The sequence below is a fragment of the Paenibacillus prosopidis genome, from assembly GCF_003337375.1.
In the GTDB taxonomy this organism is placed as follows: domain Bacteria; phylum Bacillota; class Bacilli; order Paenibacillales; family Paenibacillaceae; genus Pristimantibacillus; species Pristimantibacillus prosopidis.
Map to the genome: position 1 here is coordinate 355,146 of NZ_QPJD01000007.1, position 21,376 is coordinate 376,521.

The 21,376-nt window shown below is 49.8% G+C and carries 20 protein-coding genes and 6 tRNA genes; all 26 read right to left on the reverse strand.

Translation table 11 applies throughout. From position 1 onward, the window contains the following. Positions 1–48 precede the first annotated feature (48 nt). The 26 genes from trxB to DFP97_RS13655 all read right to left on the reverse strand — a co-directional run bounded on the left by trxB (position 49) and on the right by DFP97_RS13655 (position 21,124). A complete protein-coding gene (gene trxB / locus DFP97_RS13530) occupies positions 49–996 on the reverse strand; it encodes a thioredoxin-disulfide reductase (RefSeq protein WP_114380558.1) in 948 nt (315 codons plus the stop codon). A 20-nt stretch (positions 997–1,016) separates the two neighbouring features. Then, the gene (locus tag DFP97_RS13535; RefSeq protein WP_114380560.1) at positions 1,017–2,768 is read right to left on the reverse strand and encodes a tetratricopeptide repeat protein; all 1,752 of its coding nucleotides are present in this window, start codon (positions 2,766–2,768) and stop codon (positions 1,017–1,019) included. 164 nt (positions 2,769–2,932) lie between these two features. Continuing rightward, positions 2,933–3,883 carry a ribose-phosphate diphosphokinase gene (locus DFP97_RS13540; protein WP_114380562.1) on the reverse strand — a complete coding sequence of 317 codons (951 nt, stop codon included), beginning with the start codon at positions 3,881–3,883 and terminating at the stop codon, positions 2,933–2,935. A gap of 115 nt (positions 3,884–3,998) precedes the next feature. Then, a complete protein-coding gene (hisJ, locus tag DFP97_RS13545; RefSeq protein WP_114380564.1) occupies positions 3,999–4,805 on the reverse strand; it encodes a histidinol-phosphatase HisJ in 807 nt (268 codons plus the stop codon). Positions 4,806–4,886: 81 nt separating this feature from the next. Further along, the gene (gene hisIE / locus DFP97_RS13550; protein ID WP_114380566.1) at positions 4,887–5,573 is read right to left on the reverse strand and encodes a bifunctional phosphoribosyl-AMP cyclohydrolase/phosphoribosyl-ATP diphosphatase HisIE; all 687 of its coding nucleotides are present in this window, start codon (positions 5,571–5,573) and stop codon (positions 4,887–4,889) included. Continuing rightward, positions 5,570–6,328: an imidazole glycerol phosphate synthase subunit HisF gene (gene hisF, locus DFP97_RS13555; RefSeq protein ID WP_114380568.1), complete on the reverse strand. Its 759-nt coding sequence runs from the start codon at positions 6,326–6,328 to the stop codon at positions 5,570–5,572. The genes hisIE and hisF overlap by 4 nt, the downstream gene beginning before the upstream one ends. A gap of 22 nt (positions 6,329–6,350) precedes the next feature. After that, on the reverse strand, positions 6,351–6,968 hold the full coding sequence (gene hisH, locus DFP97_RS13560) for an imidazole glycerol phosphate synthase subunit HisH (RefSeq protein ID WP_114380570.1): 618 nt from the start codon (positions 6,966–6,968) through the stop codon (positions 6,351–6,353). 1 nt (position 6,969) lies between these two features. Next, a complete protein-coding gene (gene hisB, locus DFP97_RS13565) occupies positions 6,970–7,569 on the reverse strand; it encodes an imidazoleglycerol-phosphate dehydratase HisB (RefSeq protein WP_114380572.1) in 600 nt (199 codons plus the stop codon). A gap of 301 nt (positions 7,570–7,870) precedes the next feature. After that, positions 7,871–9,157 (reverse strand): histidinol dehydrogenase, encoded by a 1,287-nt coding sequence (gene hisD, locus DFP97_RS13570; protein WP_114380574.1) that lies wholly within the window; start codon positions 9,155–9,157, stop codon positions 7,871–7,873. 202 nt (positions 9,158–9,359) lie between these two features. Continuing rightward, positions 9,360–10,004: an ATP phosphoribosyltransferase gene (gene hisG, locus DFP97_RS13575; protein WP_114380576.1), complete on the reverse strand. Its 645-nt coding sequence runs from the start codon at positions 10,002–10,004 to the stop codon at positions 9,360–9,362. Then, on the reverse strand, positions 10,001–11,233 hold the full coding sequence (locus DFP97_RS13580) for an ATP phosphoribosyltransferase regulatory subunit (RefSeq protein ID WP_114380578.1): 1,233 nt from the start codon (positions 11,231–11,233) through the stop codon (positions 10,001–10,003). The genes hisG and DFP97_RS13580 overlap by 4 nt, the downstream gene beginning before the upstream one ends. Before the next feature lie 201 nt (positions 11,234–11,434). Continuing rightward, entirely contained in the window at positions 11,435–11,959 is a 525-nt protein-coding gene (locus DFP97_RS13585) for an acyltransferase (protein ID WP_114380580.1), read from the reverse strand. Next, positions 11,946–12,617, reverse strand: a complete 672-nt coding sequence (gene ppaX, locus DFP97_RS13590; RefSeq protein WP_114380582.1) for a pyrophosphatase PpaX — start codon at positions 12,615–12,617, stop codon at positions 11,946–11,948. Before ppaX ends, DFP97_RS13585 begins: the two co-directional genes overlap by 14 nt. A gap of 18 nt (positions 12,618–12,635) precedes the next feature. After that, on the reverse strand, positions 12,636–13,640 hold the full coding sequence (gene lgt / locus DFP97_RS13595; RefSeq protein ID WP_114380584.1) for a prolipoprotein diacylglyceryl transferase: 1,005 nt from the start codon (positions 13,638–13,640) through the stop codon (positions 12,636–12,638). Between the two features lie 20 nt (positions 13,641–13,660). Beyond that, positions 13,661–14,599, reverse strand: a complete 939-nt coding sequence (hprK, locus tag DFP97_RS13600) for an HPr(Ser) kinase/phosphatase (protein WP_114380586.1) — start codon at positions 14,597–14,599, stop codon at positions 13,661–13,663. Between the two features lie 122 nt (positions 14,600–14,721). Continuing rightward, entirely contained in the window at positions 14,722–16,095 is a 1,374-nt protein-coding gene (locus tag DFP97_RS13605) for a DUF4179 domain-containing protein (RefSeq protein ID WP_114380588.1), read from the reverse strand. Continuing rightward, positions 16,040–16,624: a sigma-70 family RNA polymerase sigma factor gene (locus tag DFP97_RS13610; protein ID WP_114380590.1), complete on the reverse strand. Its 585-nt coding sequence runs from the start codon at positions 16,622–16,624 to the stop codon at positions 16,040–16,042. The genes DFP97_RS13605 and DFP97_RS13610 overlap by 56 nt, the downstream gene beginning before the upstream one ends. A 138-nt stretch (positions 16,625–16,762) precedes the next feature. Next, positions 16,763–17,884 (reverse strand): ABC transporter ATP-binding protein, encoded by a 1,122-nt coding sequence (locus tag DFP97_RS13615; RefSeq protein ID WP_114380592.1) that lies wholly within the window; start codon positions 17,882–17,884, stop codon positions 16,763–16,765. Between the two features lie 89 nt (positions 17,885–17,973). Further along, positions 17,974–19,116: a PucR family transcriptional regulator gene (locus DFP97_RS13620; protein ID WP_114380653.1), complete on the reverse strand. Its 1,143-nt coding sequence runs from the start codon at positions 19,114–19,116 to the stop codon at positions 17,974–17,976. Between the two features lie 164 nt (positions 19,117–19,280). Then, positions 19,281–20,228, reverse strand: coding sequence for a glycosyltransferase family 4 protein (locus DFP97_RS13625; protein ID WP_114380594.1), 948 nt, complete (start codon positions 20,226–20,228; stop codon positions 19,281–19,283). A gap of 318 nt (positions 20,229–20,546) precedes the next feature. Beyond that, positions 20,547–20,622, reverse strand: a tRNA-Lys gene (locus tag DFP97_RS13630). Positions 20,623–20,638: 16 nt separating this feature from the next. Next, positions 20,639–20,723 (reverse strand) — tRNA-Tyr (locus DFP97_RS13635). A 38-nt stretch (positions 20,724–20,761) separates the two neighbouring features. Next, a tRNA-Phe gene (locus DFP97_RS13640) sits at positions 20,762–20,837 on the reverse strand. A gap of 16 nt (positions 20,838–20,853) precedes the next feature. Continuing rightward, positions 20,854–20,930: transfer RNA gene (locus tag DFP97_RS13645), tRNA-Asp, on the reverse strand. A gap of 19 nt (positions 20,931–20,949) precedes the next feature. Beyond that, a tRNA-Val gene (locus DFP97_RS13650) sits at positions 20,950–21,025 on the reverse strand. Between the two features lie 22 nt (positions 21,026–21,047). Further along, positions 21,048–21,124 (reverse strand) — tRNA-Met (locus DFP97_RS13655). Positions 21,125–21,376 lie beyond the last annotated feature (252 nt).

Sequence of the window (21,376 nt, forward strand, 5' to 3'; positions counted from 1 at the left end):
CTGTTGGTATAGCCCCTTCCGTATCGTTATGATGCGCCTCGCCTAAAATTACAACGATTTGCTCCAATCATGCGTAATGGCACCTTCGAGAAATCTTTCGCAATCGAGTGCAGCCATACAACCGCTGCCTGCAGCCGTAATGGCTTGACGATATTTGCTGTCTTGAACGTCGCCGCAAGCAAATACGCCAGGTACATTCGTTTCGGTGGTACCCGGTTTTACAACAATGTAACCATGATCGTCCGTTTCGATTTGTCCGCCTAGAAATTTCGTATTCGGCGTATGTCCGATCGCTACAAATATGCCGTCCGTTTCAATAACCTCTTCTTCGCCTGTTTTATTATCACGGACCTTAAGGCCCGTTACGCCCATGCCGCCCGCCACAACCTCAAGCGGAGTACGGTTTAGGCTCCAGCTGATCTTTTCGTTCTCACGGGCGCGGTCCTGCATGATTTTCGAAGCACGCAGCTCATCACGGCGGTTAACCAATTCAACATTGGTGGCAAAGCGCGTCAGGAAGCCTGCTTCCTCCATCGCGGAGTCTCCGCCGCCTACAACGATAATCTTTTTGCCGCGGAAGAAGAAGCCGTCACAGGTTGCGCATGTGCTTACGCCGCGGCCGACATTCTCCTTCTCTCCCGGGATGCCAAGATACTTAGCCGATGCGCCGGTGGAGATGATCAGGCTCTCGCCGACGAGTTCGCCGTGGCCTTCCACCTGAAGCTTGAATGGGCGCTCAGACATATCAACGCTGTTCACCCAGCCGGTTATGAACTTAGCGCCGAAGCGTTCAGCCTGCTTCCGCATATTTTCCATGAGCTCAGGACCCATAATTCCTTCCGGAAAACCAGGGAAATTCTCAACCTCGGTTGTCGTCGTCAGCTGGCCGCCCGGCTCAGGTCCTTCAATGATCAGCGGGCTCATGTTCGCGCGGGCCAAATAAATAGCCGCCGTAAGTCCGGCAGGACCGGTACCGATAATAATCGATTTGTACATACAGATCACCTCATGAATGTTTATTCTTCCTGCATCTCCTGCGTGGAAAAAACGGAGCTTATCGATTTCATTTTTTCCTTAATGCCGCATGCCTCATCTATTATCTTTACGTTTTTGCTTACGGTAGCAATCGATGTACCGTATCGAAGCGATACTTCATGATAAGATATCGCACGCCGGTGCATCTTAGCTGTCAAATATTCAAGCGCGGCTGCCCAGCCTTCCGGCTTCGTCAGCTTCGGAACATCCGGGTACACGCGCGACAAAAACTCTACCCACAGCGTCATCAAATCATGCTGCTGCACGAGATCATAATGCTTGCTCATCTTGGCAAGCGCATCTTCCACGACAGCCTGCCACTTATCTTCCCAGACTGGCAGCCTCGAAGGCACCCGGTTCGGTTCAATAACGGTTTCTTTACCTTCCAATACGGCATGAAGCGGCTCCTGTACACCGATTGTCCGAAGAACAAAGATGGCAATCCGCTTCAAGTAATCGTCCTCGTCCGGCTCCAGCAGAAACGTACGCAGTACATCCTTGACTTCACCGTCGGCGATCATGCCGAGCGCTTGAATGACCTGCAGCTTCGTATGCTGATCGCCGTGGCGCAGCGCCCAGAAGAAGGAAGAGCGTACTAACGGGTCTCGCTTCAGATGATCAGGGATTCCGTCCGAGGATTTTTCCCAAAGCTTGAACTGCTCTTCAAAAGGCAGATGATAATGATAGCTGATCGGCGCAGTCTGCTGCCCGCTTCGTACGAGCTCCAGCTGCTCCATATAGTAATGCGGAATACCCGACACCGGATCAAGCTTAATCGTCTGCTTCCATAGTCGTTCCGCTTCCTGCAACCGTCCGATATTGCATGCAGCGACAGCGGCGTAATGGTACAAGCAAGGATCCTGATGGAGCTCGCTGTCCTTCAAAAGCCGTGTGAAGTGTTTGTAGGCAGACCCATGCTCTCCTAAGATGCCCATTGTCGTCGCCAATTTAAACACATGCTCCTGATGGAACGGCACAGTCTTATTGAGCAGCTCAATTAAAGGCTTCAAGCTGTCCTGGTCGCCTGCGTGCTGATAAAAGATTGCAAGATTGCAAAGCGCATGCAAATTGCCCGATTCAAGGCTAAGCACCTCGCGAATCGTCTCCATCGCTTTATCGAACAGCCCCATATAATAATAAGCCAGTGCTAAATTGTTGCGTGCCGCTAAAAATTCAGGCTGGCCTTCAATAATTTGCTCTAAAATGCGGACGGCCTCCGTGAACTTGCCCTCCTCAAGCAGCGTGCGCGCTTGGTCATGCTCAACCATGCCTTCGCGCGACTTGATATTCGTTAGACGTGTAGGCCGTTCTAATTCAAAATGCAACAGATCCATCATTTCTTCTGCTTCATCAAGAAATTGACCTTCAGCGTCCTCCTCCAAATATTGAATAAGCGAGCCTTCGGCCGCTTCATACTGTTCCATATTCGCATAATTGTTCGCCATGTAAAAATGGCATTCCGTCATCGTCGGATCAAGCTCATCAACAATCCAGCCTAAAATCCGGTTAGACTCTTCGTAATTGCCCATCTCAGAAAGGATACCGGCCATGTTGCAATGGTTTACCGGATTGTCCGGCTCATATTCTACGGCGCGACGAAAATATTTAAGTGCCTTGTCATAATGGAATCGATCCAGCGAACGAACCGCCCGCTCGAAAAAAAACGTTGCATCCCATTGAATCGGTATCACTTTTGTCTGTTGGTCTACGGCAACACGTTTCTTCCCCTTCATTGGCAAGGCACCTCCCGTTACTTCCGATTTTCTACGATTATACCATAGCGCGCCCATCCTAACACGAAAGAATATGTGGGAAAATCGCGGACGGCAAAAGCACCTCCCGCGATTTCCCGCAGCATAGCTATTTATTTATGGAGCCAAGCATAGATGGTGGTTGGTTAAACGCCAGCGTTTTTGAATAATGTGCTGATGGAGCCGCCCTCCAAAATGATGCGTGTCGCTTCAGCAAGAAGCGGCGCTACCGAAAGCACTTTGAAGCGCTCAGGCGTGGAGTCCGGCAATTTAATCGAGTCGGTAACGATAACTTCTTTAATATTAGGATGATCCAAACGCTCAATAGCCGTACCGGAGAATAGCGGGTGCGTTGCGCATACGTATACATCCTCAGCGCCGCGTTCCTTCAGGCTTTCCACTACGTTAACGATAGTAGATCCGGTGTCGATCAAGTCTTCGATGATAATCGGAGTTTGACCTTCAACATCGCCGATTACGTGCGTAATAACTGACTCATTATGTGCAGGACGTTTCTTGATCATAATTGCAAACGATGTATCCAAATAGTTTGCCAGCTTCTCTGCGGTTGAAGCACGGCCTGCATCCGGCGAAACGACAACCGGATTTTTGATGTTTTTCGATTTCAGATAGTCGCTGATCAGATCAAGCGCCGTCATATGATCGACCGGGATGTTGAAGAAGCCTTGAATAGCCGGAGCATGCAAGTCGATTGTAATAACGCGGTTCGCGCCGACTGTCGTGAGCACGTCCGCCAGCATCTTCGCCGAAATCGGCTCACGCGGCGCAGCTTTGCGTTCCTGACGCGCATAACCGTAATAAGGCATGATGATGTTGACCGTTCTGGCGGAAGCACGCTTCGCCGCATCAATCATGACAAGCAATTCGACAAAATGCTCGTTGATCGGATGCGAGAACGATTGCACGAGAAATACGTCGCAATTCCGAATCGTTTCTTCGTAATGCACGTAAATCTCTCCGCTTTTGAAACGGGACATCTTGATCGCACCTAGCGTCAAACCAAGCTCTGCACTGATTTTCTGAGCCAATACCGGATTAGACGAACCCGAAAAAATACGCACCTTGTCGCTTAACATGATACCCTCCTGAGCGTTAAAACCAATTAATTTTACTGAACATGTACTCGTCCTTGTCCCATCATTCGACAAAGCATGTGTTATCTTTTATATTATACATCGATTTTACGATAATTCAAAAATCAATCAATACTAATTTTCGACAATTAAATGTCGCTAGCTGCGTATATCCGACTTCTTCCAGTACAGCACGTGCTTGATCCAAATATTGGCCTAATCTTTCAGGCTGGTGCGCATCCGATCCAATCGTAAGCGGGATGCCGAGTTTATGCGCATATTCGAGCATGCGGCGGCTTGGAAACATCTCAGCAGCAGGCGTTCGAAGCCCTGAAGCATTAAGTTCGATGGCGAGCCCATGCTGCTTAACCGCCTCCAGCGCCGCATTTTCCAAATGCGTCACATCGCCTTCAGGTTGAAAGCCGAACCGCTTAATCACATCGATATGCCCAATGTAATCATAGAAGCCGGTCGCAGCCGCCTTGCGGATTGCATCGTAATACTGCTCGTACACCGCCATCCGGTCGCGGCCTTCCCAGCCATGCGTTTGCCGGAAATCGGTAATGTCCCATTCGCCGAGAAAATGCACAGAACCGATGACATAGTCCCATGGGTAAGCATTAACGATCGTTTCAATCTGCTCCTCGCAGCCTTCGATATAATCACCTTCAAGGCCGACGCGAACGTCAATTTTTCCTTTGTACTTTTCCTTAAGCTCGAGACATTCCTCCACGTATCGCGGAAGCTCATCCATCGGCATCGCCATCTCCGGATAATACGAAGCCGGATCCACATGGAGCAGCGGCATATGGTCGGAAAGGCCGATCTGCACGAGTCCGATCTCTATTCCCTTTTTAACGTATTCCTCTAGTTCGCCGACCGCATGACCGCAGCGGGCATGGTGGGTATGGTAATCGATAAACATGTGCGTACCGGCCTTTCACTTTAAAATTTCATTGCGCGACATGAGATAAGATGCCAGAGGACTTCGTCAGCTTACCTCCGGCTATCTCATTTTGTTCGTTGTCGGTTTGCCGTGGCGGCCGTTAATCTCACGGATCACATCGTCCAGCGGAAGCCCGCGCTCGCGGAGCAGCACCATCAGATGGAAAATAAGATCGCTGACCTCGCTCCGCAGCTCGTCATTGTCTTTGTTTTTCGCCGCAATGATCACCTCGGACGCTTCTTCTCCGACTTTTTTCAAAATTTTATCTACGCCTTTTTCAAACAGATAGGTGGTGTAGGAGCCATCAGGACGTTCCGCATAACGCTCTGCGATGACGCTCTCTAATTGACCGAGTGTGGCGAACCGATCCGCTGTCGTCTGTGTTGTCTCTGCCGCGGCATTGCTGCTCAACTCAATCGGATTGAAGAAGCAGCTGTAACGTCCTGTATGACATGCAGGCCCCTTCTGTTCAACCTTAACAACCAATGTGTCGCCATCGCAATCGTATGCCATAGAAACAATACGCTGCGTGTGGCCGCTCGTTGCACCTTTGTTCCACAGCTCGTTACGCGAACGGCTCCAGTACCAGGTCACGCCGGTTTCCACGGATAGCTGCAGCGACTCTCTGTTCATATACGCCATCATGAGAACTTCTTTGCTTTGCACATCTTGCACAACGGCTGGAACGAGTCCGGCATCGTCCCATTTAATTTTTGAAATAAGTTCGCTTTGGTTGTTCTCCGTCATCTTACCTCTACTCCCTTCACCCGCAAATCATCCTTTACTTCGCGAATGGTCATTTCTTTATAGTGAAAAATCGTAGCCGCCAGCGCCGCATCCGCATGCGCATTTTGGAATACGTCATTAAAATGCTCGATCCGTCCCGCTCCGCCGGAAGCAATGACCGGAATGCCGAGAGAATCGCTCACCGCCTGCGTCAGCTTCAGGTCGAAGCCGTCCTTCGTACCGTCTGCGTCCATACTCGTCAGCAAAATTTCACCTGCGCCCAAACGCTCTACCTCGCGCGCCCACTCCAGCGCCCGTATGCCCGTCGTCTGACGTCCGCCATGCGTATAGACTTCCCATTCGCCCCACTCCGAATTGAACTTCGCATCGATCGCAACTACAATACACTGCGAGCCGAATTTACGCGAGCCTTCCTTGACGAGTGACGGATTTTTAACCGCAGCTGTGTTGATGCCGATTTTGTCCGCGCCTGCCCGCAGAAGCCGCTTCATATCGTCGACATGTGAAATGCCGCCGCCTACCGTGAACGGAATCGTAATCTCGCCCGCCGTCCGTTTCACGACCTCAATCATTGTAGCGCGCCCTTCGACCGAAGCCGATATGTCCAAAAATATGAGCTCATCAGCACCCTCCCGGTCATAAGTTGCCGCTAGCTCGACTGGATCGCCCGCATCACGCAGGTTCACGAAGTTAACGCCCTTCACGACGCGGCCGTCCTTCACATCGAGACACGGAATGATACGTTTCGCCAGCATGTCTCCCTCTCCTTTATGCCCGTTAAGCCGGGTTTGATTTTGTCAGTGCCAGAAAATTGCCGAGCAGCTGCATGCCGAGCTCGCCGCTTTTTTCCGGATGAAATTGCATCCCGAACACGTTGCCGCGGCCGACAATCGCCGTTACCTGCTGATGGTAATCGGTCGTAGCAAGCAAATCGGTCTCAAGCTCCGTCTTCGCATGGTAGGAGTGTACGAAATATACATGTCCCTCTGACAGTCCATTGAAGAGCGGAGATTGCTGCTGCAGAAAGGTCAGCTTGTTCCAGCCCATGTGCGGCACTTTGTAGTCGCCGTGGAAACGGACCACTTTTCCGGGCAAAATGTTCAAACCTTCGTTCGTGCCGTACTCCTCGCTTTCGCTGAAGAGCAGCTGCATGCCAAGGCAAATACCGAGCATCGGCTTGCCGGATGCCGCATAAAACTTTGCTACATCGTCAAGCTTCGTGTCGCGCAGATTTTGCATCGCGTCGCCAAACGCGCCAACGCCGGGCAGTATCGCGCCGTCTGCTTCAATGATCGTTTGCGGATCGGCGGTAATGACCGCCTCGTAGCCGAGACGCTCGACCGCTTTGCTCACGCTGTGCAGATTTCCCATGCCGTAATCGATGATCGCGATCATATTACAGCACTCCTTTCGTCGAAGGCACTCCTTGCACGCGGGGATCAATGCTCGTTGCTTCATCCAGCGCACGGCCCAGCGCTTTAAACACCGCTTCGATCATGTGGTGCGTGTTTTTGCCGTAGTGTACGATAACATGGAGTGTTATGCGCGATTCGAGCGCCAGTTTCCATAGAAACTCGTGAACAAGCTCCGTCGAGAAGCTGCCTACTTGCGCCGAAGGGTATTCCGCACGATATTCGAAGTGAGGACGGTTGCTGACGTCGATAATGACCTGTGCGAGCGCCTCATCCATGGGTACGAATACGCTGGCATAACGCTTAATGCCGCGTTTGTCGCCAAGCGCCTCACGGAGCGTCTGCCCGATGCAAATGCCGATGTCCTCCACCGTGTGGTGATCGTCGATATCAATATCGCCGCGTGCCTCTACTTCCAGGTTAAATTGGCCATGCTTCGTAAACAAATCAAGCATATGATTCAAGAAGGGCACATCCGTATCGAGCTTCGCTTCACCCGTACCATCTACCGCAAACGTAAGCTTAATATCCGTTTCGTTCGTCTTGCGCGCCACCGACGCCTCGCGTACTCTATTCTCCGACACATTTATTCCTTCTTTCTGAGTAAGTTAACTGCGTTTATCGGCAATCCATTGTAGTTTCTGTGATACTTCCCTAACATCTATAAGCGGTAAATAAGGGTGTTATTTCCCTAAAATGAATCCTGCATCTGAAAATAGCGGTATTTTTAGGTCTCATTTCGGCTCTAATCGTCTGTTTCGACTATTTAGCTTCACACCAGCTACTTAACGCCCTTTTTTACCGTTATTTTTACAATTACATTCTTTTACAATGAGATAAGGGACATATATTCCCTTATTCGTCTCCGGAACATTCCACGATACCTTAACCGCGTTCCTTCTCCAAACGGATTTCAATCGCACGCGCGTGTCCTTCTAGCCCTTCATGCCGCGCCAGCGTCATAATTTTGTCGCCATTCGCAAGCAGCGCTTCTTTGCTGTAATAGATCAGACTCGATTTCTTTAAGAAATCATCAACGTTCACCGGCGAAGAGAAGCGCGCCGTGCCGTTCGTCGGGATGATGTGGTTCGGACCTGCAAAATAGTCCCCGACCGGCTCCGAGCTGTAAGGTCCGAGGAATATCGCGCCTGCGTTCTGTATGTGTCCGAGGAGACGCATAGGATCAACTGTCAGCACCTCAAGATGCTCAGGTGCGAGCTGGTTCACAACGTCGATGCCCGCTTCAATCGAATCGACGAGCAGCACTGCGCCGTAGCTGTCAATGGAGCTGCGGGCAATCTCTTGGCGCGGCAGCGTCGAAAGCTGCCGCTCCACCTCCGCTGCGACGGCTTCCGCAAGCTGCTGCGACGGCGTAATGAGAATCGCCGACGCCATCTCATCGTGCTCAGCTTGCGAGAGCAGATCCGCGGCTACGTACGCGGGATCTGCCGAATCGTCGGCAAGCACGACGATTTCACTTGGGCCGGCGATGCTGTCGATATCGACGGCGCCGAAGACGGCGCGCTTTGCCAGCGCCACGTAAATGTTGCCCGGTCCGCAAATCTTGTCGACCGGAGCAATCGATGCCGTGCCGTACGCAAGCGCGGCTATAGCTTGTGCCCCCCCGACCCGGTACATCTCCTTCACGCCCGCCTCTGCGGCGGCTACGAGAATATACGGGTCGATGCCCGCTTTGCCGCCGGTTGCAGGCGGCGTCACCATAACAATCTCCGGCACACCGGCGACCTGTGCCGGAATGACATTCATCAGCACGGACGACGGATAAGCCGCCTTGCCTCCGGGCACATATACGCCGACCCGCTTCAGCGGCCGCATAATTTGCCCGAGCAGCGTCCCGTCCTGCTGCAGGTCCATCCACGAGGTGCGCATCTGCTTCTCGTGGAATACCCGAACATTCACGGCCGCCTCGCGGATGGCCGTGAGAAAAGCGGCGTCGACCTGATCATACGCCGCCTCAATCTCCTGCTGTGTCACGCGCAGCGACGCCGCATCCAGCTTCACCCGGTCGTGCTGCTCCGTATACCTGAGCAGCGCCGCGTCTCCTTCGGCCTTTACGTCTGCGACGATCCTCAAGGCCGCTTCATTTTGCTCCGGTGTTCCATACTCCACCTCGCGCTTCAAACCAAACTGCTCCGCTCGCATGATGCGCATATGATCCGCTCCTTCCACTTATCCCGTGTCATTCTATCTTCATCTATACATAGCTTACGTTATCTGTACCTCCACTTATCCCATGTCTTTCTATCGCCATCTATACCACAGCTTACTTATCCGTTCCTTCTCTCCATCACTGAGCACGTGCAGCATCGTTATCTTTCTCAGCAAACTTTGACTGCATATCCTTCTTTTGCCCCTAAACCCGCGCGGCCAGCGTCCCCTGCAATCTATCGCACAAGCTTTGAATCGCATCATTCTTCATCCGGTAGCTTACCCGGTTCGCAATCAAACGGCTCGTAATGCCGAAAATCGATTCCATTTCCACAAGTCCGTTTTCGCGCAGCGTTTGGCCCGTCTCCACCATATCGACGATGCGGTCCGCCAGCCCAATCATCGGAGCGAGCTCGATCGAGCCGTTCAGCTTAATAACCTCCACCTGCTGCCCCTGCTCGCGGAAATACGCCGAAGCAACGTTGGGATATTTCGTAGCGACGCGCGGATTAATCGCCGGCTTCCAATCCGGCATTCCGATTACCGACATCCGGCATTTGGCGATTCCGAGATCAAGCAGCTCGTATACGTCCTTGTTTTCCTCCATCAGCACGTCCTTGCCGACAATTCCGATATCCGCAACGCCGTACTCCACGTAAGTCGGCACGTCAACAGGCTTGGCCATAATAAACTCCATGCCCACCTCGGGCAGCTCTATGATCAGCTTGCGCGTATCATCAAAATCACTCGGAATCGGCAGTCCCGCTTCACGGAACAGCTTCGATGCCTGCTTATAAATGCGGCCCTTCGGCATCGCCACTTTCAAAATGTCTTTGTTAGCCCCGCTCATGTGGCGCTGCCTCCTTTTATTCCTTTTCTGAAATACGTTACCAATGCTGTGTATTTCACGCCTTTATGCTCAAATGGCTTCTGATCCATTAAATCAGCCGCTTCCGCCAGTATACCGGTCAAACCCTCTAAACGCTCCGTTACAACACTGATTCCATCCGCGCGAAGCGCCTGCGCTTTTGCGAGCGCCTCAGCACGCCCCGCTGCATTGTAAGCAATAAGCGTCCGCGGAGTCCCGTTATCCGCCTCATCGCCAAGCAGCTCAAGAATACGGGTAGTCTTCAGCGCAAAGCCCGTAGCCGGCGCCGGTCTACCGAATTGCGCCAACAAATTGTCATAGCGTCCGCCGCTTACAACCGGGAAGCCAAGATCAGCCGCATAGCCCTCGAACGTCATGCCGGTATAGTAGGAGAAATCCCCGATCATCGTCAGATCAATCAACACATATTCGCTTACGCCGTACGCCTTCAGCACATCCCAAATTTCGCACAGATGGCGAATAGAAGCCTGAGCCGTAGCATCAGCGCTTAGCTGCAGCGCCTGGTCGCAAATCTCCTGTCCGCCGCGCAGCCGCAGAATGCCTTCCAGCTCGCGCTGCACAGGCTCTTCTAACGACAGCTCACGCAGCTGCTGACGGTAACCTACATAATCGCGTCCCAGCAAGCAGCCTTTAAGCTGCTCTTGCTCCTCGTTGCGGCCTGGCAGCGTCTCCTCCAATAAGCCGTTCAAGAAGCCGACATGCCCAATCGCAATCTTGAACCGGTCTACGCCTGCCGCTTTCAAGGAAGCAATGGCTAGCGCAACGACCTCCGCATCCGCTTCCGCCGACGAATCTCCTACAAGCTCTACGCCCGTTTGAAAGAACTCCGCTTCGCGGCCAGCCTCTTCCTCAATGGCGCGGAATACATTGGAGTGGTAGGACAGACGCTGTGGAAAATCCGCCTGCTTCAGCAGTGAAGCTACTACGCGCGCGATCGGCGCCGTCATATCGGAACGCAGCACCAGCGTCGTTCCGCGATTGTTGAGCAGCTTGAACAGCTTCTGATCCGACGTTGAGCTGGCAACGCCGACTGTATCGTAGTATTCCATAGTTGGTGTCATAATTTGCTCATAGCCCCAGCTTTGCATGCAAGCCAGCACCTGACGTTCAATATGACGCAGCTTAGCGACTGCCCCCGGCAAATAATCTTTAACGCCTATCGGCTTTTCAAACACTTTTGGTTTAGACATTCGTTATCACCTTCGGTTGCTTTAGTATATTAAAGTGCTACCATGTTACCATACTAACAAATTAAAGAGTTTAGTCGTAATATTAGCATGAAAAGCGCGCCTCCGTCAAGGCTGAAAGCCGTCCTCAGCTTCCCTTATTCTAAGAACAAAAGCCCCATCCAAACGAGATGGGCTCGTTAGGATAAGGCTTTCTGCTATTAACTAGTTTAAAATACTCCGCGTGTCGTCATCGGGCACTGCAATCTCGCTGCGCCTAATCTCCCGCATCGGATTGCCGCCTACAAACGCATAGGCCGGCACATCCTTATGGACGATAGAACCGGCTGCTATCACGGCATGATCACCAATGGTAACACCGGGTAATACCGTTGAATTCGCACCGATCATTACGTTCGATCCGATCTTGACGTCACCCAGCCGGTACTCCTTGATTAAATACTCATGCGTCAAAATCGTTGTATTGTATCCAATTATTGAATTGCTGCCTACCGTAATACGTTCCGGGAAGAAGACATCAACCATCACCATTAAGGCAAAGGCGGTATGCTCTCCGACCTTCATACCGAGCAATCGGCGGTAAATCCAATTTTTAAGCGGAAGGACCGGACAATACCGCGCCAGCTGTATGCAAATGAAATTACGAACGGACTTCGCTCGGCTCACTGTCGAATAGACCTGCCACAGCGCATTTGGCCCTTCCACCGGATAGCGTTCAACGTTTCGCAAACGGCTCCCGCTCCATTCCGACAAATGAATAAAGATCGCGCATATCGTTAATCACGTGGTGTGCTCCCGCTTCCTTCAAGATTTGCTCACCCTTCAGCGACCAGGCAACGCCAACAGCTGTAGTGCCGGCCGCAACGGCAGATTGCATATCGACTGTGCTGTCTCCGACCATTAGGGTCGTCGCCGGATCCGCGCCAAGCAGTCCAATCGCTTTGCTTACAGGTTCAGGATGCGGCTTGGGATTTTCTACGTCATCAATCGTAACGATCGCATCGACGTAGTCAAATATGCCGACAAACTTTAAGCCGCGTTCGGTCGTCAAACGCATTTTCGTCGTAACGACTCCGATTTGAATGCCTTTGCCGTGCAGCGTTTCAAGCACCTCGCCCACATAATCGAACGGCTTCACGAGCTCATCATGCAGCCGCAAGTTCACTTCACGATAGGCTGCGACCAGATGCGACACCTCATCGAGACCGGAGAACAGACGCATTTGATCGGTAAGGGGCTGTCCCATGCTGGGAATGATATGTTCTCTTCCGAAGCCTTCTGGTACTACTCCCTGCAGAGATTCTATGAACGAGCGAATAATAAGCTCATTGGTGTCTAGTATCGTGCCGTCCAAATCGAACAGCATCGTTTTTATATTGCCCGTCATCGTAAAACCCCTCCTAAATTACTCCTGCCCTTTGCTATCCTTAGTCTCGGGTGCGCTCTCGTTCCCTTTACGTTCAACCGCTGCTTTATATACGCCGTCGTTTCGTTCCGGTTTGCTTGTTACGATTGGATCAAGATAGCGCTCCGACGCGAGACCTGTACGGCGCCGCACAACGATAAGAACAATGGCCCCAAGGATGAGCAGCAAAGCAAGTGCTTGCGAAATACGGATATTGCCATAAGCAGGATCCAAATAACCTTGTTTAAATACAAGCTCCATCGGTGACCAAAGCCCATTAATGAATGAAGCAAGCCATTGCGGTCCGATAAACGCCAAGCTGTCCGTACGCAGCGCTTCAATGAAGAAGCGGCCGATCGAGTACCAAATAAAGTAGCTGGCCACCAATTCGCCCGCCCGTAAAAACCTTTGTCGGCGAAGCACGAACAAGATCCCAATACCGACTAAGCTCCATAGCGATTCATACAAAAATGCCGGATGGCGGTATGCACCTTCTATTAGCATCTGATCAACGATAAATGATGGCAAATTGAGCGTATCGCGTAGAAAAGACTCGCTTACTTCTCCGCCGTAAGCTTCCTGATTCATGAAGTTGCCCCAGCGGCCAATCATTTGACCCGCAAGCAGAGAAGGTGCGCAAATGTCTACCATACGCCAGAAATTATACCCTTTGTAGCGGAAATAGAAATATCCGCAAATAAACGCCCCGATCAGCGCACCGTAAATCGCGATGCCGCCGTTCCATATTTTGAATACATCGAGAAAGTTTCCTTTATAATCTTCCCATTTGAACGCCACATAATAAATCCGCGCTCCAATAATGGCCGAAGGAACGCCGAGCAGCAGCAAATCCATGAAGAAGTCCGGCTTGATCCCGAACCGTTTCCCTTCCTGCACCGCGAGCAGCAGGCCGACTAAAGCTGCCGTACCCAAAATAATGCCGTACCAATGCACCTCGATCGCCCCAAGCGTAAAGGCGATTGGATTAAGTAACAATGTCTTCATTATGGATATCTCCTTTAGAATCAATCGTATTCGTCCATATCGTCTGCAATCGTTTCCGTGAGCTTGTTCGTAAACTGCAGCGCCGCGTTATAACCCATCCGTTTCAAACGGAAGTTCATAGCCGCCACTTCAATAATTACGGCTAAGTTTCGACCCGGACGTACAGGCACGGTAACGAGCGGAACATCGGTTTCAATAATACGCGTCGTCTCTTCATCGAGACCGAGGCGATCATACTGCTTATCCTGCTGCCAGTTCTCCAGCTTAATGACGAGACCGATCCGCTTCTGCGTGCGGACCGCTCCCGCTCCGAACAAGGTCATGACATTAATAATACCTAGACCCCGGATTTCAAGCAGGTGGCGAATCAGTTCCGGAGCGCTGCCGTGCAGCTGTCCATCCGACGTTTGGCGAATTTCGACCGCATCGTCGGCGACAAGCCGATGTCCGCGCTTCACAAGCTCCAGTGCCGTTTCGCTTTTACCGATGCCGCTTCCGCCGGTAATGAGCATGCCTACACCGTAAACGTCTACCAGAACGCCGTGAATCGTTGCAGTCGGCGCCAATTTTCTCTCAAGGAAATCGGTAATGCGGCTTGAAAGAATCGTTGTCGCCACGTTGCTGCGCAGCACCGGAATATTGCTTTCGTTAGATTGATCGATTAACTCCTGCGGCGCTTCAAGACCTCTGGTCAAAATAATGCATGGCGTATCCTCGTTACAAAGACGCACCATCCGATCCTTCCTGTCTTCACTGTCGAGCATGTTCAGGAATGATATTTCCGTTCGTCCGAGCAGCTGTACCCGCTCGCTTGGATGGTAGTGGAAATAACCGGCCATCTCAAGACCGGGCCGATACAAATCATCTACTGTAATGGCTCGCTTAAGTCCGTCCTCTCCGGCAATAATCTCGAGCTGAAATTGCTGGACGAGCTCAGACACTTTTACTTTTTTCGGCATTGTACGGCCTCCCTCATGTGGCACCTGCATTATGTGTAATATGAATGTCTCTTACCAATGTCTTCATCGTAAAGGAAAAAGGCGCTAAACGCAACGTTTCCTCCGCTGCTTAGCACCCTCTTCTACTTGATTTTTATACTTACAGGCTCCAACACATAACCCGGATACTGCTTCACATCAAATGTTAACGGCTGCTTGTATTCCGCTTTCGGAATCCTATAATAATAGTAAGCTGGCGTGGCGCCGCTCGCGCTCCACTCGATCTGTACGCCGCTCCGGTCCAAAATAGGATAGGTCTTGCCTCCGGCATCCTTAAAAGTACCTTTATGCTCAAAAAAAGTATAGCCTAACATAGCATCTGTTTTATCCAAATTGGACATGCCGATTCGGAGATCAATCCCATCCGCTGTTTGCTCGATGCTATCCAATGCAATTCTTTGATCCGGCGCGGCGATGGTTTCCCCTGTTTCCGTATTAATAACAAACGTCTTATATCTTTCAGATAAATATAATCCTTCAGCGACGAGCGTAAGCTCCTTCGGCTGCTCAAAGTAGCTGCTCTGGAAGTGAAACGTCATTTCCGCATCGAGCTCTCCGAAGCCCCCTTTTGACGTATACCGCCTCCCCTTCTCATCCACAAGAGCCATATTGATAAAGCTGTTTGATCGTTTTACATTAGCCGGATCGCTAACTACAGTCAGCTTAACTTGCAGAGGGGTAATGACTGCGTCCTTGATCGTGAATCGTTGGCCTGCTATTTCAAAAGGCTTATCTAGATGGAATACTTCCCTTTTACCTTTAAAACGATCATGATCAACGGGAAATTCGGCCTCCAACCACTCTCCCTCTAGCTTAACGCTGAAGCGAATACGCTGCGGCAGCTTCTCATTCTCAACCATTACCGCATCAATATAATCGTGCAAGATTGTTCCAGCGTTTTCGCTATCTCCAATTGGAAAATGCGACGAGGAAATGCCGCCCATAACCTCCATGCCATTTTCATCAAGCAATCTATAATTGTCAATTTCCGATTGATCCGTCACTCCCGGCCCCTCGACCGAGTATAAAATAACGAGCCTTCCCTCATCTGCAATAATTCCGTCCACCGTAAGCTTATAACCGTTCTTCTCGACCGATACGTTCACCGGTTGTATGAATTCATTATCCAGTGCCGCCAACAGCGACTTATCCCCTTCAATAAGCTTAACAAATCCGCTTAAGCCAGGAATATCCCTCACCACAGCTGCAAAAGCAGGAGATACACGCACGAACGCGGTAAGCAGCAAAATCATGCACAACGCTGATACGCTTATGAGCAAACTCAGTCTATTCCGTCTTCCTCTTCGGGCTCGCTTAAGCCCCTGCTCCAAGCCCCGTCGAATTGCTGCATCTAACGCCGCTTCCGGCAGACCCTCCATTGCCCTGTCCACTCGTTCTCTATCATTCCGCATACCCGGAACGCTCTGCTCCAACTCCGTCTCCATTTCCGCGCTCATCCTGTATCCCCTCCTTTATAACTGCCATATCGCTTCTTAAAATTCGAAGCGCCTTGTTCAACCACGTCCGTATCGTCCCATCCGGCTTCTGCAGCAGCTCTGCAATTTCTGTAATCGTCATATCTCGATAATATTTCAGTGCTATAACCATACGGTAATTGGCGGGAAGCGCCTGCACTTGAGCTGCTAAATCGAGGCGTACCGCGGCATCATCAGGATGTGTCTCTCCTTCAAATCGCTGCACGTACGCCTCCACCGGTTTTTCCCTTATCTTCTTTTTCCGCTCATCCATACAGACACGGATTAAGATCTGAATCATCCACGTCGTAAAAAATTTCGGTTCCCGCAATGTATGCCTTTTCGTCCAAACCCGGCATACCGTCTCTTGAATCGCTTCAAGCGTATCTGTCTCATTGCGCATATAAGAATAAGCAATGCCATACAATTGCTGCTTATCCATATCGATGCGCTTCAGCAGCGCTTCTTCATCGCCTCTAATCGCGGCCGCAGCGCACTCATCTCTATCCATGCCGTGCCTCCCCGCTTGCTATCCCATCGACATTTCTGTTGTCTTTCCTATTAGACGCGCGAGCCGGGCATACGGTTTTCGGATAACAAAAAAAAAAGCCGTTGGAATTATCCAACGGCTCTCTTCGCATACTATTTATTAATTTTCAAAAATGTTAAGTTCAGTAGCTTTGTCGAACAAGTGTACTTTGTTCATGTCAAGAGCAAGCTTAACGCTTACGCCGTCACGAACGCCGGCGCGGCCGTCAACACGAGCGATAACCGTGTCAGTACCAATGCCGTTCAGATACAGGTACATCTCGTGACCAAGGTTCTCAGCAACCTCAACATTCGCGTTAACGATTGTTTGCGGGGAAGCTTCCAGGAATACCGGCTCTTCGTGAAGATCCTCTGGACGAATACCGAGAATCACTTCTTTGCCGATATAGCCTTTCGAACGAAGCGTTGCCGCTTTGCCTTCAGGAACAACTACGTCAACACCGCTTGCTTTGAAGCGAAGCGCACCGCCTTGCTCTGTAAGCGTACCACTGATGAAGTTCATCGATGGAGCGCCGATAAAGCCTGCAACGAAGATGTTAACCGGGTGGTTGTACAGCTCTTCTGGAGAAGCCGTTTGTTGAATGAAACCGTCTTTCATAACTACGATACGGTCACCCATCGTCATAGCTTCGATTTGGTCATGCGTTACGTAGATTGTAGTTGTTTCAAGACGTTTTGTCAGCTTGCTGATTTCAGCGCGCATTTGTCCACGAAGTTTCGCGTCCAAGTTGGAAAGCGGCTCATCCATCAAGAATACTTGCGGCTCACGAACGATTGCGCGTCCTAGAGCGACACGTTGACGTTGACCACCGGAAAGTGCTTTTGGTTTGCGGTCAAGCAAATGCTCGATATCAAGAATTTTAGCAGCTTCACGAACGCGTTTGTCGATGTCTGCTTTTTTGAATTTACGAAGTTTAAGGCCGAACGCCATGTTTTGGTAAACGTTCATGTGCGGGTACAACGCGTAGGATTGGAATACCATCGCGATGTCGCGGTCTTTAGGAGCAACGTCGTTCACTAGACGGTCGCCGATGAACAATTTACCTTCAGAAATTTCTTCAAGACCTGCAATCATACGAAGAGTTGTCGATTTACCGCAACCGGATGGTCCTACCAAAACCAGAAATTCTTTGTCCTTAATGTCTAAGTTAACGTCAGTAACCGATGCTTTGTCGGAACCCGGGTATTTTTTGTAAATGCCTTCTAAACGTACGCCTGCCATGATAAGTTTCCCCCTAAAAAGAAATTTCGATATGCCTATATCTTATCCCACGCACGAGTCTGTGACTATGCACATACTTTACAAAAAAACTAATTTCTTTTCGTAACTTTATACAATAGTAATATAATTTTAACTAGTACGGCATCACGAAATTGACGAACATCAAGGCCAGTTTCTTGTTTTAACTTATCTAAACGATATAATAACGTGTTGCGATGAATGTATAATTTCTTAGCCGTTTCACTTACATTGCAATCCAATGTGAAAAACGTCTCAAGCGTGCTCAACATTTCCGACTCAACGAACAGATCGGCTCTCTTAAGCGATTGCTCCAAATACTTAGACCGCTGCGCTTCGGGAATAGCATTCAATAATCGTTCCAGCTGCAACATCCAAGGCAAATGTATATTGGTGCCAACGTGAAATTTCCGGCCTAAGTTAATCGTCTCCCGCAGCAGTATTGTCGTCTCTACTATTCCTTTAGCAGGGGTTGTCGGATGTGTTACTGCCAGATGACATTCACCGATCCATTCACTGGCAAGCATTTCGTGCAAACCTGAGCCTATCGATGCTAAGCTGTCCTCTATCGTTTCTTCCTCTTGATCATCAAACGTATCGGAATCCTCGTCTCTAAGCAGCGAAAGCGGTCCCCAAATGAGCCATTCCTGGCTTTTGAGTGGAATGAGCAGTACGTCCTCCGACAAAAATGAATGCAGGAGCTTCTCCAGCTCCGTATATACAGCTTGCTTCGTATTCGATTGCTCTGTTACGAGTAAGAAGGGAATCATTTCATTAAACAAACGGCTGCCGACCGTTAAATGATCAGGTAATGAATAAGCAGGCTCATCTGCTTCAAGCTGCTTCTGTATCCACTCGCTCAGCTTAAGGGCATTTCTTTCCGTTTCCGATAGCGCTGCCGCCTTCAACTGCGTCAGATCACTCCTGCCGCGCTTGAGTGTCCAGCTAATTAACTCTTTCTCCGTTACACTAAGCGAGGGATTGTTAATTTCTAATAGCTCTACGGAATAATCATTGCTGGCTGTTACTATCCATGTCATACCATTTTTTTCTGCTCGTTGACCTTCTGTTGGAGGCTGATCCTTTTTTTCTCCTAGCCATACCGCTTCGGCGTCTCTTAGTAAATCGCTCCATTCCAACATCGATTTCGTAACTACTTGTACCGGACAATTCAAAATGTGCTGCAGCGGCTTCAACCAATCTGTCGTGCTCATTTCTCTATCTCCAATCTCCACAAGCGTTAACGGCTTACGCCGTCCTTTGGCGGCACAGGTGACGTATCGCCATAAAATATAGAAAATAATATTTATAATAATAATTTTCTGATATTTTATAATAACGCTTTTTTTCGTCATTGTACCATAACAGCTAACCTAATTCAGCCTATTACCAGCAAAAGAATAATGGACAGAAGCGCAAATAATGCCGCAATCAAATACATGAAGGATACGGTTTGAACCTGGTTGAGCCCCCATTTCATTAAGACATGATGCGTATGCAGCTTATCCGCACGGTGCAAGCCTTTTCCGCTTATAAGCCGCCGCAGCATCACATAAGCTGTATCCAGAATAGGCAGACCGAGCGCTAACACAGGTACAAGGAGCGTAATTAATGTGGCTCGTTTGAATGTGCCGTCAACCGCAATAACCGCGAGAGTATAGCCTAGGAAGGTTGCACCCGCATCACCCATAAAAATTCGCGCGGGATAAAAATTGTGTACAAGAAATCCAAGCGATACTCCTGCCACAATACCGGCAAGTATAGCCGTATCCGGCTGACCTTTTATAAGCGCTGCAGTTAGAAGCGTTAGTGAGGATAGCATGCAAACCCCCGAAGCAAGGCCATCAACGCCATCAATAAAGTTAATCATATTTATTAGAGCAAATACCCACAGCATCGTCGTAAGCCACGCAAACCAATCAGGAAATAAATGAAACATCCCTGTAAATGGATTGGTGATGCCCGCAATATTGATATGGAATAATGTCGGTATTGATGCCGCAGCTATGTAGAGTATAACACGGGGCCATACCGGAAAATCTTTACCTTTCGATTTTGCCGCATCATCCAGTAAACCAATGCTTACAAGCACTAAACCGCCTGTAACGATCGTCCAGGTAAGCGGAGCAAACCCTATGAATAAAAACATCGCTATAACGCAGCCTACAAAAATAGCCGCTCCTCCCATAAGAGGAATCGGCTTTCGATGAATTTTACGATGATTTGGCCGATCAACAAAACCAAGGCGCAGCGCCAACTTCCGAAGCGGCGGCACACTTGAAAATACAATTACAAAGCTAATCAAAACCGCTAATCCGTAAATCATCGCAATTACCCCTTTTATAAAATACTTCTACACGTATACATTATTCCCTTATAGCGATAAAATTAAAAAACAAATCATTCTTGTTTGACCTTAAATCGGCCACTATTTTATTTATGCCATAGACTCGGAGATTAACCGAACGCAAGGCCCGAATGATGGGCCGCTGTTTGAGTTAAATGAAGATCTTACGCTGCGACTAATGATACGGTTAATTAGCTTGTTTGTGAGCTTTCGCTTCGTAATAAATAATATAAAAAAGCAAACAAAAAAACCGAGGATCGCGAAATCCTCGGTTGACGTTTGTATGGTTGAAAAAAATGGTGAGTCATGTAGGATTCGAACCTACGACACCCTGATTAAAAGTCAGGTGCTCTACCAACTGAGCTAATGACTCATAATTTTAAAAAAACTGGTGGAGGATGATGGATTCGAACCACCGAACTCAGAGAGAGCAGATTTACAGTCTGCCGTGTTTAGCCACTTCACTAATCCTCCATACTATTAGCTATTTTTCGTAATAACGAAAAATAAAGTGGTGGCTCGGGACGGAATCGAACCGCCGACACGAGGATTTTCAGTCCTCTGCTCTACCGACTGAGCTACCGAGCCTTACTTTAGGAAAAAATGGCGGAGCTGACGGGATTCGAACCCGCGGTCTCCTGCGTGACAGGCAGGCATGTTGGGCCACTACACCACAGCTCCAAATAACGTAAATAGTTCATGGTGGAGGATGACGGGATCGAACCGCCGACCCTCTGCTTGTAAGGCAGATGCTCTCCCAGCTGAGCTAATCCTCCATAAAAGGGATATAAAAGGTAATGGTAGCGGCGAAGGGGATCGAACCCCCGACCTCACGGGTATGAACCGTACGCTCTAGCCAGCTGAGCTACACCGCCACGCTTGTCCCCCGAATAATTGTCGCTTGCAGCGTTCGGGGACGCATGCAAGATCAGGTAATGACATCGCCAAATGCCATCGCAACAAGCTGTATGAATTGCACTAGGCAACCAGTTACAACTAAGTTTGCGCCCTGAAAACTGGATACGAAAGAAGTTGCTGCTGAACTTTAGCTGTTTGTCTGCCGGATGTATGGGTCCAGGCAAACGGTTTTAGGATAAGCCCTCGACCGATTAGTATTCGTCAGCTGC

Coding starts and splice junctions, on each gene's coding strand:
- hisH (WP_114380570.1), bottom strand. CDS start 6,968: ATGATCGCGATCATCGATTACGGCATGGGAAATCTGCACAGCGTGAGC.
- DFP97_RS13620 (WP_114380653.1), bottom strand. CDS start 19,116: ATGAGCACGACAGATTGGTTGAAGCCGCTGCAGCACATTTTGAATTGT.
- hisG (WP_114380576.1), bottom strand. CDS start 10,004: ATGAGCGGGGCTAACAAAGACATTTTGAAAGTGGCGATGCCGAAGGGC.
- DFP97_RS13610 (WP_114380590.1), bottom strand. CDS start 16,624: ATGGATAGAGATGAGTGCGCTGCGGCCGCGATTAGAGGCGATGAAGAA.
- hisIE (WP_114380566.1), bottom strand. CDS start 5,573: ATGACGGAGAACAACCAAAGCGAACTTATTTCAAAAATTAAATGGGAC.
- ppaX (WP_114380582.1), bottom strand. CDS start 12,617: ATGACGGGCAATATAAAAACGATGCTGTTCGATTTGGACGGCACGATA.
- hisD (WP_114380574.1), bottom strand. CDS start 9,157: ATGCGCATCATGCGAGCGGAGCAGTTTGGTTTGAAGCGCGAGGTGGAG.
- trxB (WP_114380558.1), bottom strand. CDS start 996: ATGTACAAATCGATTATTATCGGTACCGGTCCTGCCGGACTTACGGCG.
- hprK (WP_114380586.1), bottom strand. CDS start 14,599: ATGCCGAAAAAAGTAAAAGTGTCTGAGCTCGTCCAGCAATTTCAGCTC.
- hisJ (WP_114380564.1), bottom strand. CDS start 4,805: ATGTTTATCGATTACCATACCCACCATGCCCGCTGCGGTCATGCGGTC.
- DFP97_RS13605 (WP_114380588.1), bottom strand. CDS start 16,095: ATGAGCGCGGAAATGGAGACGGAGTTGGAGCAGAGCGTTCCGGGTATG.
- DFP97_RS13535 (WP_114380560.1), bottom strand. CDS start 2,768: ATGAAGGGGAAGAAACGTGTTGCCGTAGACCAACAGACAAAAGTGATA.
- lgt (WP_114380584.1), bottom strand. CDS start 13,640: ATGAAGACATTGTTACTTAATCCAATCGCCTTTACGCTTGGGGCGATC.
- DFP97_RS13580 (WP_114380578.1), bottom strand. CDS start 11,233: ATGTCTAAACCAAAAGTGTTTGAAAAGCCGATAGGCGTTAAAGATTAT.
- DFP97_RS13540 (WP_114380562.1), bottom strand. CDS start 3,883: ATGTTAAGCGACAAGGTGCGTATTTTTTCGGGTTCGTCTAATCCGGTA.
- hisF (WP_114380568.1), bottom strand. CDS start 6,328: ATGCTGGCGAAACGTATCATTCCGTGTCTCGATGTGAAGGACGGCCGC.
- DFP97_RS13615 (WP_114380592.1), bottom strand. CDS start 17,884: ATGGCAGGCGTACGTTTAGAAGGCATTTACAAAAAATACCCGGGTTCC.
- DFP97_RS13625 (WP_114380594.1), bottom strand. CDS start 20,228: ATGATTTACGGATTAGCGGTTTTGATTAGCTTTGTAATTGTATTTTCA.